This window comes from Streptomyces sp. NPDC002730 (assembly GCF_042888805.1).
GTDB lineage: Bacteria > Actinomycetota > Actinomycetes > Streptomycetales > Streptomycetaceae > Streptomyces.
On the sequence record NZ_JBIAQG010000005.1, the window covers coordinates 263207 to 277741 of the forward strand.

Annotated in this window: 10 protein-coding genes and 1 tRNA gene; all 11 read right to left on the reverse strand. The window is 68.4% G+C overall.

The window, feature by feature from the left end; all coding sequences use genetic code 11:
* Positions 1-15: 15 nt before the first annotated feature.
* On the reverse strand, positions 16-1470 hold the full coding sequence (locus tag ACFYXH_RS14865; RefSeq protein WP_389562636.1) for a hypothetical protein: 1455 nt from the start codon (positions 1468-1470) through the stop codon (positions 16-18).
* Positions 1467-3467 carry a VWA domain-containing protein gene (locus ACFYXH_RS14870; protein ID WP_389562638.1) on the reverse strand — a complete coding sequence of 667 codons (2001 nt, stop codon included), beginning with the start codon at positions 3465-3467 and terminating at the stop codon, positions 1467-1469. Before ACFYXH_RS14870 ends, ACFYXH_RS14865 begins: the two co-directional genes overlap by 4 nt.
* 173 nt (positions 3468-3640) lie before the next feature.
* Complete coding sequence (locus tag ACFYXH_RS14875; protein ID WP_003958712.1) at positions 3641-3775, reverse strand: DLW-39 family protein; 135 nt, start codon at positions 3773-3775, stop codon at positions 3641-3643.
* Between the two features lie 157 nt (positions 3776-3932).
* Positions 3933-4006 (reverse strand) — tRNA-Ile (locus tag ACFYXH_RS14880).
* A gap of 59 nt (positions 4007-4065) precedes the next feature.
* The gene (locus ACFYXH_RS14885; RefSeq protein WP_389562640.1) at positions 4066-4617 is read right to left on the reverse strand and encodes a DUF3566 domain-containing protein; all 552 of its coding nucleotides are present in this window, start codon (positions 4615-4617) and stop codon (positions 4066-4068) included.
* A gap of 87 nt (positions 4618-4704) precedes the next feature.
* Positions 4705-7359 carry a DNA gyrase subunit A gene (gene gyrA / locus ACFYXH_RS14890; RefSeq protein WP_389562642.1) on the reverse strand — a complete coding sequence of 885 codons (2655 nt, stop codon included), beginning with the start codon at positions 7357-7359 and terminating at the stop codon, positions 4705-4707.
* A 41-nt stretch (positions 7360-7400) separates the two neighbouring features.
* Positions 7401-9467 carry a DNA topoisomerase (ATP-hydrolyzing) subunit B gene (gene gyrB, locus ACFYXH_RS14895; protein ID WP_389562644.1) on the reverse strand — a complete coding sequence of 689 codons (2067 nt, stop codon included), beginning with the start codon at positions 9465-9467 and terminating at the stop codon, positions 7401-7403.
* 764 nt (positions 9468-10231) lie between these two features.
* The gene (locus ACFYXH_RS14900; RefSeq protein WP_385304669.1) at positions 10232-10786 is read right to left on the reverse strand and encodes a DUF721 domain-containing protein; all 555 of its coding nucleotides are present in this window, start codon (positions 10784-10786) and stop codon (positions 10232-10234) included.
* On the reverse strand, positions 10783-11934 hold the full coding sequence (gene recF, locus ACFYXH_RS14905) for a DNA replication/repair protein RecF (protein WP_389562646.1): 1152 nt from the start codon (positions 11932-11934) through the stop codon (positions 10783-10785). Before recF ends, ACFYXH_RS14900 begins: the two co-directional genes overlap by 4 nt.
* 30 nt (positions 11935-11964) lie before the next feature.
* Positions 11965-12843, reverse strand: a complete 879-nt coding sequence (gene gnd / locus ACFYXH_RS14910; protein ID WP_389562648.1) for a phosphogluconate dehydrogenase (NAD(+)-dependent, decarboxylating) — start codon at positions 12841-12843, stop codon at positions 11965-11967.
* A 136-nt stretch (positions 12844-12979) separates the two neighbouring features.
* Positions 12980-14110 carry a DNA polymerase III subunit beta gene (gene dnaN, locus ACFYXH_RS14915; protein WP_327324777.1) on the reverse strand — a complete coding sequence of 377 codons (1131 nt, stop codon included), beginning with the start codon at positions 14108-14110 and terminating at the stop codon, positions 12980-12982.
* Between the last annotated feature and the right edge of the window lie 425 nt (positions 14111-14535).

Sequence of the window (14535 nt, forward strand, 5' to 3'; positions counted from 1 at the left end):
ACCACCGGGCCTGAACTACCAGGCGGGGGGCGACCCGTACTGCCCCGGCGCCTGGCCGGGTGCCTGTCCCTGACCCTGCCCCGGCGTCTGCCCGTACATCGGCGTCTGCCCGTACATCGACGCCTGCCCCGGTGCCTGCCCGGGCGTCTGCCCCTGAGCCGGCGACTGAGCGGATGCCGCCGGCACCGCAGCCGTCCGCCGCCGCGCGAGCAGCGTCCACGCCCCGAGCCCCAGCACCAGCACGGTCCCCGCGCCGATCCCCGCAGCAGCAACCAGCTTCATCGTGTCGCTCTTCGCCGCCTCGGGAGCGCTCTTCCCGCTGTCCGCCGCCTCCTGGTCGTCCTGGGTGACCTCGAAGTCCCCGGCCGGCCCCGCGTACGCCGGGGCGTGCTCCGCCTCGCCCTCGATGTTCACCCGCAGAGTCAGCGGAATCGCCTTCTTGCCGTACTCCTCGGCGATCTCCGGATTGAGCGTGACCGACAGGTAGTACCAGCCGGCGAAGCGCATGGCACTGGTGGCGCTGTCGGAGTCGTACCGGTTCGCGTACGCCACCGGAGGCAGCGGATCCAGCGCGACCGACTTCTGCTTGCCGTCGTAGTACACGCTGACCTTGTTGTTCACGTACCCGCGGGCCGGGTTGTGCAAGGACAGCACAAAGGCCTGGCTGACGCTCTGGGCGCTGTCGGCCACCGTGCTCGTACCGAGGTCGGCGCTGGCGAAGATCTGCTGTCCCCAGTTCACCGGCACCCGGTAGAAGAGCGTCTGGCCCGGCGTGATCTCGTCCTGCCACTCGCCCTGCTTCAGGCTGGTGGCGTCGGTGTAACTCGTTCCGCCTGGGCGCTTCTCCGGGCCGCCTGCGGGTGCCGCCGGCGATGCGGAGGGCCAATTCTCGGGCGGTGCGGTAGGAGCGGCCGCCTTGAGACCGGGCTCGGAGGCGAAACGCATCTCGACGTCCCATGCTTCGGGCGTGGAGGTCGCGTCGCTGGTCCGCTCCAGGAGGACGTAGTACGTGCCGGCCTCCTGGCAGTTGCTGCCCTCCTTCTCGATCGTCCGGTCCGCGTACGCGGCGACCGGCCGGGCGTACTCTGCGGAGCCGAACTGGGCGTAGTGGTCACTGCACTTGGCGCCCGAGCGGTCCTCGATGCTCACCGTGAGCTTGTCCGAGTACGCGACCTTCGTGTCCAGTTTCGGGACGACCACCGCAGAGATGTACGCGTTGGTCGTGCCGTCCAGATCGATGCGGTAATAGTGCTTCTCGCGGGGCTTGATCGTGTCCTTGTAGGTCGATCCGGCCTTCAGGGGCGGCCCGGCGGTGTTGGACGCCGTGCCCTGGACGGGCTTCGCCGCGCTGTCGAAGGTGTACGGATTCGGCTCGCCGGCCGCCCACGACTGCCCGGGCAGCGCCGCCACCGCGCACATCGCCGCCATGCAGGCCAGCGTCGCCCGGCCTCTGCCGCGCTGCCTCTTCACGCGCTTCTCCTTGTTGTGTCCGTGCCCGTGTCCGTGCGTGTGGCCGTGTCCGTGCGTGTGGCCGTATCGGCGGCCGTACCCGTGGCCGACCTGCGTCGTACCAGTACGAGTACCAGGATCGCGATCAGGACGACCGCGCCGCCTGCCGCCGCCGCGGCCGCAGTGCCGGTCCATCCTGCCCCGGCGGCCCCTTCGCTGTCTGCGCGGGCGGCCGAATCACCCTGCTTGTGCGTCTCCTTCGCCAGGGCGGGAGCGTCGTGCTGCGGGCCTGCCAGTTCGTCGCCCAGCACCGCCACCCGTACCACCACACCGATGTGAGGGTTCTCGGCGATTTCGGCCGCCTTCGCACCCAGCGTGACGGCGATGTAGAAGCCGCCCCTGGTGTGCACCGGGACGACGTTGGGGCTGGACTCGTGGCGGTTGGTCCAGGCAACCGGCACGGTGCCCATCTCCAGCGCCATGGGCCGGCCGTTGTAGATGCTCTGCGGGCTGAACTCCCCGGTGCCGCCGCCGACCGGCGCCCGGTCCGGCGTGAAGACCTGCGTGGCTCCGTAGGACCACACCGAGGCAGAGCCCGCCACGGTCGGCTCGTTGGCGAACTCCACGTCGTACCGCAGCTGCTGCCCCCAGCCGACCGGGACCTTGTACCAGAGCGTCTGCGACGGCAGGACCTTGTCCCGCCACACGCCTTGTCCGAGCTCCTTGGCGTCGTTGAAGCCGGTGCCGCCCGTCACGTCCCGCGGGTCTCCGGTCGGCAGCAGGGCGTCCTTGTCGCCCTCCCCGTACTCCGGCTGCGACTGAGCGGGCGTCACATCCTTGGCCAGCGGCTTCTCCACCCCGTACGTCAGCTCCAGCGGCCACCGCGCGGCGTCCGAGCCCTTCTTGCTCTCCCGCTCGACGACCAGCCAGTACCGACCCTCCTTGTCACAGCCATCCGTGCCCTTCTCGCTCCGGATCCGGGCGACCGCCGAGGTGAGCGGGGTCGCGCCCTCCTTCTGGAAGAAGCGCTCGGTGCTGGTCCCGCAGGAACTGTCAGTGCCGTACACGATGCTGGTGCGCAGGACGTCGAAGGTGTCGACCGCCGCCCCGGGCTGCGGCACCGCCGTCGCCGAGAAGTCCACAGTCGATTCGGCATCCAGGTCGACCGCGTAATAGCGCTGCTCGCCGGGTCCGATGGTGTCCAGATACTGCCCCGGTACGAGAGCGGGCGCCGCGTCCCGTTTCAGCGCGCCCTCGACCGGCTTGCCGCGGAAGCGGTAACCGTCCGCGGACAGCTGTGCCGAGCGCTGCAGCTGGCGGGCGAGGGCCTTGGCGTCGGGCGCGTCGTAGTAGCGGCCGTTGCCCGCCTTCGCAATGCACTCCAGCTGCTGCCGTGCCGCGCCCCGCACCTGGAAGCCGACGGTATCGATGCGCAGTCCGACACCGTTCTTGGAGAGCTGCTCGGCGACCTCGCAAGGCTGCGGGGAGCCGCAGTTGTCCTCGCCGTCGGAGACCAGCAGGATCGTGCGCGTCCCGATCGCACCGTCCGCGCGCCTCGGCAGGTCCTGGGCGGCCTTCTGCAGTGACAGTCCGATGGGCGTGTCGCCCTTGGGCCGTACGGCGCCCACGGCCTGCTTCATGGCCGCCCGGTCCAGTGGCTGTACGGGCCGGGCCAGCCGGGTGTCGGTGCAGCCCTTGGGCCGATCGGCGCCGTAGACCCGCAGGCCGGTGGGAAAGCCGTCCGGAAGGGCGTCCACGACGGTTCCGACCGCCGTGCGGGCGGATTCCATCCGGGTTCGGCCCGTGCCGTCGTCGTCGGCCATGGAGCCGGAGGAGTCGAGCACCATCACCAGGCCGCTCTTCCCGTCCGGCGCTTCGGCCCGCTCCGCCTGCTGCGCCTGCCCGGCCTGCTGCGCCTGCCCGGCCGCGCTTGCGGCAGACAGCGGCCCGGCTGCCAGTGCGAGCAGCACCGCGCCGATCGTTGCCCCCGTCGCCCGGCAACCCAGTCGTGCCTTCACCCGTGTCCCCTCCCGAAACCCAAGTTTGCTCTTGCAATCTAATGATTTGCGGAGGTGAACTCAAGAGGGGCATTGTCACGGTCCCGCAACGGCACCGGCCCCCCGGGGCCCGGGCAACACGGAGCCCCGGCCGCTTCAGCGACCGGGGCTCCATGATTCAAGACTGCTGCGTCTCACACACCCGAACCTGCGGGCACGGAGTCGGTCGCCTCCGTCCACAGATCCTGCTCGGCGCGATCCGCCTGGATCTGGCGGTACACGAGGAGCCCGCCGATGGCGGCCAGTGCGACCAGGAGAAGCTTCTTCACCGCGCGACCTCGTCTTTCCTTGACGTATGAGGACTTCTGGCGCCCGACTATACACACCGACCGATACCGATCGGTGACCTGCGTACGCGCCAACTCCGGTCTCGGACAAAGCGATCGGCCCGGACGGAGAATCCCCGTCCGGGCCGAATCACAACTGTGGGGCTAACAGGATTTGAACCTGTGGCCTCATCCTTATCAGGGATGCGCTCTAACCAACTGAGCTATAGCCCCGCCGCGCTCTGCGCTGACCTCTGAAGATTAGCGCACGTGCCTGGCAGCGCCAAAATCGGTTACTCGTCCTCCGCCAGCGTGAGCTCGACACCGCCCACGAAACCGGCGGACAGGTTGTAGATGAACGCCCCGAGCGTCGCCAGCGCTGTGGCCAGCACCACATCGATCACCGCGATGACCGCGGTGAAGACCAGCACCCGCGGCAGCGACAGGAACGACTGAAGATCGAAGCCATTGCTCTCGTTCGAGCCGGTGGCCTCGCTGATCGTCCCGCCGACCGTGGAGAAGACGCCCATGGCGTCCATGACCATCCACAGCACCGCGGCCGCGATCACCGTGCAGATGCCCAGCGCGATGGAGAGCAGGAAACTGACCTTCATCACCGACCACGGGTCGGCCTTGGCCACCCGCAGCCGCGCCTTGCGGGTACGCGGCGTCGTACGCGCCCCGGTCCGCGGCCGCCGCACAGCGGTGCCCGCCTGCTGCCCGCCCTGCATCTGACCCACGCCCTGCGGCGAGGGATACGCCTGAGGCGGGTGGTACGGCTGCGCTGCCTGCTGCTCGCCGCCGTGCGTCTCGTACGGGGGCTGGGGCCCCCGGGTGTCCGTCACCGTAACTCCCTGGGAGTCCGCGGCAGGGCCACGGGCACCGTTCGCTCCGGAAGCGGCCGATCCGGCGCCCGTGGCTCCACTCACGCTTTACTCCTCGTGCTCCCCGGCCGAGGGCTGAGCACCCTCGACTGCCGCCTCGACCGTCTCGATGTCGGTCCCTTCGACCTCTTCGGTCCCTTCGACCTCTTCGGTCCCTTCGACCTCTTCGGTCCCTTCGACCTCTGCAGCCGCTTCGACCTCTTCGGCCTCGCGACCGGCCTCGGCGTTACGAGCGATACCGACCACGGCATCGCGCTTGCCCAGGTTGATCAGTTGGACGCCCATGGTGTCACGGCCCGTCTCCCTGACTTCATTGACTCGCGTACGAATCACACCGCCGCCGAGCGTGATGGCGAGGATCTCATCCGTCTCCTCGACCACCAGCGCACCCACGAGCGACCCGCGGTCCTCCACGATCTTGGCGGCCTTGATACCGAGGCCGCCACGACCCTGGACGCGGTATTCGTCGACAGCGGTCCGCTTCGCGTACCCGCCGTCGGTGGCAGTGAACACGAACGTACCCGGCCGGACAACATTCATCGAGAGGAGCTCGTCTCCCTCACGGAAACTCATCCCCTTCACACCCGATGTCGCACGCCCCATCGGACGCAGCGCATCGTCCGTTGCGGTGAACCGGATCGACTGCGCCTTCTTGCTGATGAGCAGCAGATCATCCGACGCCGACACCAGCTCCGCGCCGATCAGCTCGTCGTCGCTGCCGTCCTCCGTCTCCCGGAGGTTGATCGCGATGACACCACCCGAACGGGGCGAGTCGTAATCCTTCAGCGACGTCTTCTTGACCAGGCCGCCCTTGGTGGCGAGCACCAGATAGGGCGCGGCGTCGTAGTCGCGGATCGCAAGGATCTCGGCGATCTGCTCGTCCGGCTGGAAGGCCAACAGGTTGGCGACGTGCTGGCCGCGCGCGTCCCGGCCGGCATCCGGCAGCTCGTACGCCTTGGCACGGTAGACCCGGCCCTTGTTGGTGAAGAACAGCAGCCAGTGGTGCGTCGTCGACACGAAGAAGTGGTCGACGATGTCGTCTTCCTTCAGCTTCGTACCGCGTACGCCCTTGCCGCCGCGCTTCTGCGAGCGGTAGTCGTCCGTCTTCGTACGCTTCACATAGCCGCCACGCGTGATGGTGACGACGATGTCCTCCTCGGCGATCAGGTCCTCAATGGACATGTCACCGTCGAAGGGCACCAGCTTGGAGCGCCGGTCGTCGCCGAACTTCTCGACGAGGACGTTCAGTTCCTCGCTGACGATCTGACGCTGCTTCTCGGGCGAGGCCAGGATCGCGTTGTACTCGTTGATCTTGGCCTGCAGCTCGTCGTGCTCGGCGACGATCTTCTGCCGCTCCAGTGCTGCCAGTCGGCGCAGCTGCATCTCGAGGATGGCGTTGGCCTGGATCTCGTCGATCTGCAGCAGGCCCATCAGGCCCTCGCGCGCGATCTCGACCGTGTCACTGCGCCGAATCAGCGCGATGACCTCGTCGATCGCGTCAAGCGCCTTGAGCAGACCGCGGAGGATGTGCGCCCGCTCCTCCGCCTTGCGCAGGCGGAACTTCGTACGCCGGACGATGACCTCGATCTGGTGGTGCACCCAGTGGCGGATGAAGGCGTCCAGCGACAGCGTGCGCGGCACACCGTCGACCAGCGCCAGCATGTTCGCGCCGAAGTTCGTCTGCAGATCGGTGTGCTTGTAGAGGTTGTTCAGCACGACCTTGGCGACCGCGTCCCGCTTCAGCACGATGACCAGGCGCTGGCCCGTACGGGAAGAGGTCTCGTCGCGGACGTCCGCGATGCCGCCGATCTTGCCGTCCTTCACCAGGTCGGCGATCTTCTGTGCGAGATTGTCCGGGTTGGTCTGGTACGGAAGCTCCGTGACCACCAGGCACTGGCGGTTCTGGATCTCCTCGACCTCGACGACCGCACGCATCGTGATGGAGCCACGCCCGGTGCGGTACGCCTCCTCGATGCCCTTACGGCCCACGACCAGCGCGCCGGACGGGAAGTCCGGGCCCTTGATGCGCTCGATGAGCGCGTCGAGCAGCTCCTCGTGCGTGGCGTCAGGGTTCTCCAGCGCCCACTGCGCGCCGGCCGCGACCTCGCGCAGATTGTGCGGCGGAATGTTGGTCGCCATACCGACCGCGATGCCCGCCGAACCGTTCACCAGCAGGTTCGGGAACCGGGCCGGCAGAACCGTCGGCTCCTGGTTGCGGCCGTCGTAGTTGTCCTGGAAATCGACGGTCTCCTCGTCGATGTCCCGGAGCATCTCCATCGACTGCGGCATGAGCTTGCACTCGGTGTACCGCATGGCGGCGGCCGGGTCGTTGCCCGGAGAACCGAAGTTGCCGTTGGAGTCCACCAGCGGCATCCGCATCGACCACGGCTGGGCCAGGCGGACCAGGGCGTCGTAGATCGAGGAGTCACCGTGCGGGTGGTACGTACCCATGACGTCACCGACGACGCGGGCGCACTTGTAAAAGCCCTTCTCGGGCCGGTATCCGCCGTCGTACATCGCGTAGAGCACACGACGGTGGACGGGCTTGAGACCGTCCCGTACGTCGGGCAGCGCACGCGAGACGATGACGGACATCGCGTAGTCGAGATACGAGCGCTGCATCTCCGTCTCGAGCCCGACGGGCTCGATCCGCAGCACCTGCTCTTCTTCTTCAGTGGTGGCGGGAGTGTTCTCGTCGGCCATTGCTGGTCAAGATCCTTTCGAAGCGGTCAGCTGAGACCGACTCAGATGTCGAGGAAGCGGACGTCCTTGGCATTGCGCTGGATGAACGAGCGCCGCGCCTCGACGTCCTCGCCCATCAGCACGGAGAACAGGTCGTCGGCCTGCGCCGCGTCGTCCAGCGTGACCTGGCCGAGCACGCGGTGGTCCACGTCCATCGTGGTGATGCGCAGCTCCTCGGCGTTCATCTCGCCGAGACCCTTGAAGCGCTGGATCGAATCTTCCTTGATCCGCTTGCCGTTCTGCTTGCCGAGTTCGACGAGCGCGTCGCGCTCACGGTCCGAGTACGCGTACTCGAAGTCGTCCCGGCCCCACTTGATCTTGTAGAGCGGCGGGCGCGAGAGATACACGTGCCCGGCCTCGACCAGCGGCCGCATGAAGCGGAACAGGAAGGTCAGCAGCAGGGTGTTGATGTGCTGACCGTCGACGTCGGCGTCCGCCATCAGAATGATCTTGTGATAGCGGAGCTTCTCGATGTCGAAGTCCTCGTGGACCCCGGTGCCGAAGGCCGAAATCAGCGCCTGGACCTCGGTGTTCTGCAGGATCTTGTCGATCCGGGCCTTCTCGACGTTCAGGATCTTGCCTCGGATCGGCAGGATCGCCTGGTACATCGGGTTACGCCCGGACTTCGCCGAACCACCGGCGGAGTCACCCTCGACGATGAAGATCTCGCACTTCGTCGGGTCGTTCGATTGGCAGTCGCTCAGCTTGCCCGGCAGCGAAGCCGACTCCAGCAGGCCCTTGCGACGGGTCAGGTCGCGCGCCTTACGGGCCGCGACACGCGCCGTCTGCGCCTGGATGGACTTGCGGATGATGTCCGCGGCCTCGTTGGGATTGCGGTCGAACCAGTCGGTGAGGTGCTCGTGCACGACCTTCTGGACGAAGGTCTTCGCCTCGGTGTTGCCCAGCTTGGTCTTGGTCTGACCCTCGAACTGCGGCTCGCCCAGCTTGACCGAGATGATCGCGGTCAGACCCTCGCGGATGTCCTCGCCGGAGAGGTTGTCGTCCTTCTCGCGCAGCAGCTTCTTGTCGCGCGCGTAACGGTTGACCAGGCCCGTGAGCGCGGCCCGGAAGCCCTCTTCGTGCGTACCGCCCTCATGGGTGTGGATCGTGTTCGCGAAGGAGTACACACCCTCGGTGTACTGGGAGTTCCACTGCATGGCGATCTCGACAGAGAGCAGCCGCTCCTTGTCCTCCGCCTCGATGTCGATGACAGTCGGGTGGATCAGATCGCCCTTGCGGGAGTTCAGGTACTTCACGAAGTCGACGATGCCGCCCTCGTAGTAGTACCTGACCGTCCTGGCGGGCGGCTCCTCGTCCGGCTCCTCGGGGGCGTCCGCGCCCGCGGTGGCCTTGGCCGACTCGCGCTCGTCGGTCAGCGTCAGGGACAGGCCCTTGTTGAGAAAGGCCATCTCCTGGAAACGGCGGGAGAGCGTCTCGAAGGAGTACTCGGTCGTCTCGAAGATGTCCGGGTCGGCCCAGAACGTGACCGTGGTACCGGTCTCGTCGGTGGGCTCGTTCCGCTGGAGGGGGGCGGTGGGGACGCCGAGCTTGTACTCCTGTGTCCAGCGGTAGCCGTCGCTCTTGACCTCGACGGAGAGCTTGGACGACAGGGCGTTGACGACCGAGACACCGACGCCGTGCAGACCGCCGGAAACGGCGTAGCCGCCGCCGCCGAACTTGCCGCCGGCGTGCAGAACGGTCAGCACGACCTCGACGGCCGGCTTGCCCTCGGACGGGACGATGCCCACCGGGATACCGCGGCCGTTGTCGACCACGCGTACGCCACCGTCGGCAAGGATCGTGACGTCGATGGTGTCCGCGTGCCCGGCGAGGGCCTCGTCGACGGAGTTGTCGACGACCTCTTGCACAAGGTGGTGAAGTCCACGCTCACCGGTCGAGCCGATGTACATGCCGGGGCGCTTGCGGACCGCGTCCAGACCCTCGAGGACGGTGATCGCGCTGGCGTCGTACGAGGCTTTGACCTCGCCGTTGCCGCCGGCAGGAGTGGACGGAATGTTCTCGTTGGGGTTGCCGGAATCGGCCACGAAGCGCCCTTTCTGGCACAGCACAAGCCGTTCTCCGGGCAAGCGGGAGCGGCTGCGTCGTTCGACATGTTCCGCGAGTGGGCGGGATTGTCCATCAGTCTACCGGTACCGCCGACCCGAATGGGGGTTTGCCGGTAGCTGAGTCCGCATGTGCCGCCCTGAACCGTATCGGTCCGACTCCCCATATCCGGGAAGGGGCTTCAGGAGGCTCACACGGGCATTGAGCGCTTCGGCCTGTCAACCTCCCGCTACGGTGAGGGACACCTCACATGCCTCGCCCGGTTTCCCCCGGCTCGTCCTGCCCAGGGGACACGGCTGCGTTTGGCGGGCAGGGGGCCTGGGAGGTCGGGGCGAGGGCGAGCTCGACGCGCAGGGGGGCACCGCAGGCTGCTGCCGCGACGGGTGCGGGGCCCGATCCGCGGGGCGGGGGAGCCCGGCGCATGGAGGCACGGCGCGCTGCTGCCGTGAGGGGCGCGGGGAGGATCCCGACACCGGGCGGGGCTGGGGCACGAGTCCGGCGCAGGGCAGTACGGCGGGCTGCCAACGGCCCGAAACTGCACAAGGAGCCTGGGGCGGACCCTCCACACCAGGCGAGGGAGCCCGACGCAAGGTGGACGGCTGCCGCGGGCTGCCGGCGCGGCGGCCCGAGGCGGACTCGCGCCACCGGACGGGAGCGTTCCAGTCGCCCCCCCACTCACCGCATCTCGGCGCGAAGCCGCCGAAAAGCGGGCTCGGGGCGCAGCCCCCCGGTTTCGGGAAGGGGCGGGCACGGGGAGACAGACGCGCCCTCAGCCGTACGTGTCGCCCGGCCCCACACTCCCCGGCGCCCTCAGCGGTCCGTACCTCCGCTGCGGCCCACCCGGCCCCAGCACCTTGATCAGCCTCACGGTCCCCTGCCCCAGGTCCTCGTTCAGCCGCGCCACCAGCCGCGGCGCCAGCAGCCGCAGCTGCGTCGCCCACGCCGTCGAGTCGCACTGCACCGTCAGCACGCGCTCGTCCTCGTCGTACTTCTGCGGCACGCAGTGATTCGCCAGGTCCGCGCCCACGATCTGCGGCCAGCGCCCCATCACCCCGCCCACCGCCGCCGGCGTCTCCCAGCCCCGCTCGGTGATCAGCCGGTTGATCGCCGCACCCAGCGGCAGCGGATCGCGCCCGTCCGCCCGCGCCCCCGACCTCAGCCCGCCGCCCCGCCTGGCCTGCTTCTTCTGCTGAGCCGCCGCACCGCGCGCCTTCGCCTGCTCCTTCGCCGCGCGCAGCGCGACCCGCGCCAGGTCGACGCCCGACGACTCGGGCACCTTCGGCGACTCCGCCGGCTCCCCGGACCCCACCGGCTCGTCGCTCATACGCGCTCCACCTCCCCGTTGGCCACCGTGTACCGCGCCCCCGCCAGCACCCCCGGCACATCGTCGTCGACCGCCGCCGTCACCAGCACCTGCTCGCCCGGCGCCACCAGTTCCGCCAGCCGCTCCCGGCGCCGCGCGTCCAGCTCCGCGAAGACGTCGTCCAGTACCAGCACCGGCTCGTTGCCTTCGGCCCGCAGCAGCTCGTACGAGGCCAGCCGCAGCGCCAACGCGTACGACCAGGACTCGCCATGGCTGGCGTACCCCTTCGCCGGCAGCTGCCCCAGCTTGAGCACCAACTCGTCCCGGTGCGGCCCGACCAGCGTCACGCCCCGCTCGATCTCCTGCTTGCGCACCTCCGCAAGCGCGCCGATCAGCTGTGCGTACAACTCGTCGCGACCGTGCACACCGGACCCGCCGTCGCTACCGACCCCGCTCCCGGCAGAGGAGGAGGAACGGTACTCCAACGCAACCGGTCCGCCCCCTGGCGCCAGCGCCTCGTACGCCTTGTCCGCCAGCGGCTGCATCGCCGCGATCAGATCGATCCGCTGTGCCAGCAGCTCCGCTCCCGCCCGCGCCAGATGCTGGTCCCACACATCCAGCGTGGACAGATCCATCCCGCGCCCGCCGTGCCGTCGCGCCATCGCCGCCGACTTCAGCAGGGTGTTGCGCTGCTTGAGCACCCGCTCGTAATCGGACCGCACCCCGGCCATCCGCGGCGACCGCGCCGTTATCAGCTCGTCGAGGAACCGCCGCCGCTCGCCCGGATCGCCCTTCACCAGCGCCAGATCCTCCGGCGCGAACAGCACCGTCCGGACTATCCCCAGCACATCACGCGGTCTGACCTGTGAAGACCTGTTGATACGGGCCCGGTTCGCCTTCCCCGGATTGAGCTCAAGCTCGATCAGCTGGGAGCGCTCGCCCTGCGTGACGGCGGCCCGGATGACGGCCCGGTCGGCCCCCATCCGTACCAGCGGAGCATCCGACGAGACCCGGTGGCTGGCCAGCGTCGCGAGATAGCCGACCGCCTCGACGAGGTTCGTCTTGCCCTGCCCGTTCGGCCCCACGAACGCGGTGACGCCCGGGTCGAGCGGGACCTCGACCCGGGCGTACGAGCGGAAGTCGGCCAGCGACAAATGCGTGACGTGCATGGATGTACGCCGACCTCCCCCGGCTCAGGGTTACTTCTTGTTCTCCACCGCGTGGCCGCCGAACTGATTGCGCAGCGCCGCGATCATCTTCATCTGCGGGGAGTCGTCCTGACGGGACGCGAACCGCGCGAACAGCGACGCGGTGATCGCGGGCAGCGGCACGGCGTTGTCGATCGCGGCTTCCACAGTCCACCGGCCCTCGCCGGAATCCTGTGCATAACCGCGCAGCTTCTCCAGGTGCTCGTCCTCGTCCAGCGCGTTGACCGCCAGATCGAGCAGCCAGGAACGGATGACCGTGCCCGCTTGCCAGGACCGGAAGACCTCGCGTACGTCGGTGACCGAGTGGACCTTCTCCAGGAGCTCCCAGCCCTCGGCGTAGGCCTGCATCATGGCGTACTCGATGCCGTTGTGGACCATCTTGGCGAAGTGACCGGCGCCGACCTTGCCCGCGTGGACCGCGCCGAACTCGCCCTCGGGCTTGAGCGCGTCGAAGATCGGCTGGACCTTCGCGACGTGCTCGTCCTCGCCGCCGTACATGAGCGCATAGCCGTTCTCCAGGCCCCAGACACCGCCGGAGACACCGCAGTCGACGAAGCCGATGCGCTTGATACCGAGCTCGACCGCGTGCTTCTCGTCGTCCGTCCAGCGGGAGTTGCCGCCGTCCACCACCACGTCGCCCGGCTCGAGCAGCTCGGCAAGCTCGTCGACAGTGGACTGGGTCGCGGCTCCGGCCGGGACCATCACCCACACGACCCGCGGGCCCTTCAGCTTGCCCACAAGCTCCTCGAGGCTGTGGACATCGGCGAGGTCCGGATTGCGGTCGTAGCCAATGACTGTGTGGCCTGCGCGGCGGATGCGCTCGCGCATATTGCCGCCCATCTTGCCAAGGCCGACGAGACCGAGCTCCATCACAGATTCCTTAAGCGTTGTATGCCGATTCGTACCCGGCTCTGAGCCTACGCCCGGCCGGTACGCACGGCCCCGACGGGCCTGCTCGGGCGGGAGCAGCCCCGTCGGGATCACACCTTCAGCTCACTCGGCAGGCTCAGCCGGACAGCCGGACGGGCATGATCAGGTACTTGTACGCCTCGTCCGCCTCGGCATCCACAGCCGGCTTGCCGCTCAGCAGCGCGGGCTTGGTCGAGGTGGTGAAGGACAGCTGGGCGACCGGGGAATCGATGGCGCTCAGGCCGTCGAGCAGGAAGGTCGGGTTGAAGGCGATAGAGATGTCGTCGCCATCGAGGTTCGCGTCGACACGCTCCACAGCCTGTGCATCGTCGCTGGAACCGGCCTCGAGGATCAGCACGCCCTGCTCGAAGCTCAGCCGCACCGGGGTGTTCCGCTCGGCGACCAGCGCCACACGCTTGACGGCCTCTACGAAGGGCGCCGTCTCGATGACAGCGATCGAGTTGAACTCGGTGGGGAAGAGCGTGCGGTACTTCGGCAGATCGCCTTCGAGCAGTCGGGTCGTGGTCCGCCGCCCGGCACCCTCGAAACCGATCAACCCCTCGCCCGCACCCGAGCCCGAGAGCGCAAGCGTGACCGTGTCACCGCTGGTCAGTGCCTTGGCAGTGTCCAGCAGCGTCTTGGCGGGCACCAGCGCCACGGCGGACGCATCGGGGTTCTCCGGCTTCCACAGGAACTCGCGGACGGCGAAGCGGTAGCGGTCGGTGGAGGCCAGCGTGACCGTGTCGCCCTCGATCTCGATGCGTACGCCGGTGAGGACGGGGAGCGTGTCGTCGCGACCGGCGGCGATGGCGACCTGTGCGGCGGCAGAGGCGAAGATCTCACCGGGCACGGTGCCCGTCGCGGTCGGCATCTGCGGCAGCGCCGGGTACTCCTCCACAGGCAGGGTGTGGAGTGTGAATCGCGAGGAGCCGCAGACCACGGTCGCGCGTACACCGTCTGTGGAAATCTCCACCGGGCGGTTGGGGAGAGCGCGGCAGATGTCGGCGAGCAGCCGGCCGGAGACCAGAACGGTGCCGTCCTCGTCCACCTCCGCCTCCACCGAGACACGGGCCGAGACCTCGTAGTCGAAGCTCGAGAAGCTGAGGGCACCGTCCTCCGCCTTCAGAAGAAGGCCCGCGAGTACGGGTGCCGGCGGACGGGCCGGGAGGCTCCGGGCCACCCAGGCCACCGCCTCCGCGAGTACATCGCGCTCCACCCGGATCTTCACCGGAACCGCCTCCTGCTGTTGCTGGCTCGCCCTGCTGGCCTTCGTCGTCGGCTGTATCGCCGGGGACCAGTCTGACGTACGGCACCGACAGTCGGTGCGGGTCGGGGTCAAGTCGTCGCAAGAGGTGTCGGACGCTCCGGGCGTCAGTTGTGCACAGGGCCTTCTTCGAAGCGAATTTCCCGGTAACTCTAGGTGGGAGTAGTAGTAGGGCCTGTGGAAACGGTGGATAACGCCATCTGTGCAGGTCAGACCCGTTTTTTTGTCCACCGGGCCTGTGGGTGGAGCCGGTGGACAACCGGGCCCATCTGTGGACGCCCGAAAGTTCTGCACATCCGATGCACAGCCCTAGGGGACTTCTCCCCAGTGCTGTCCCCAGCTTTACCCACGTTCCCCACAGCCCAACCGACCTCGTTGGTGTGACGCCT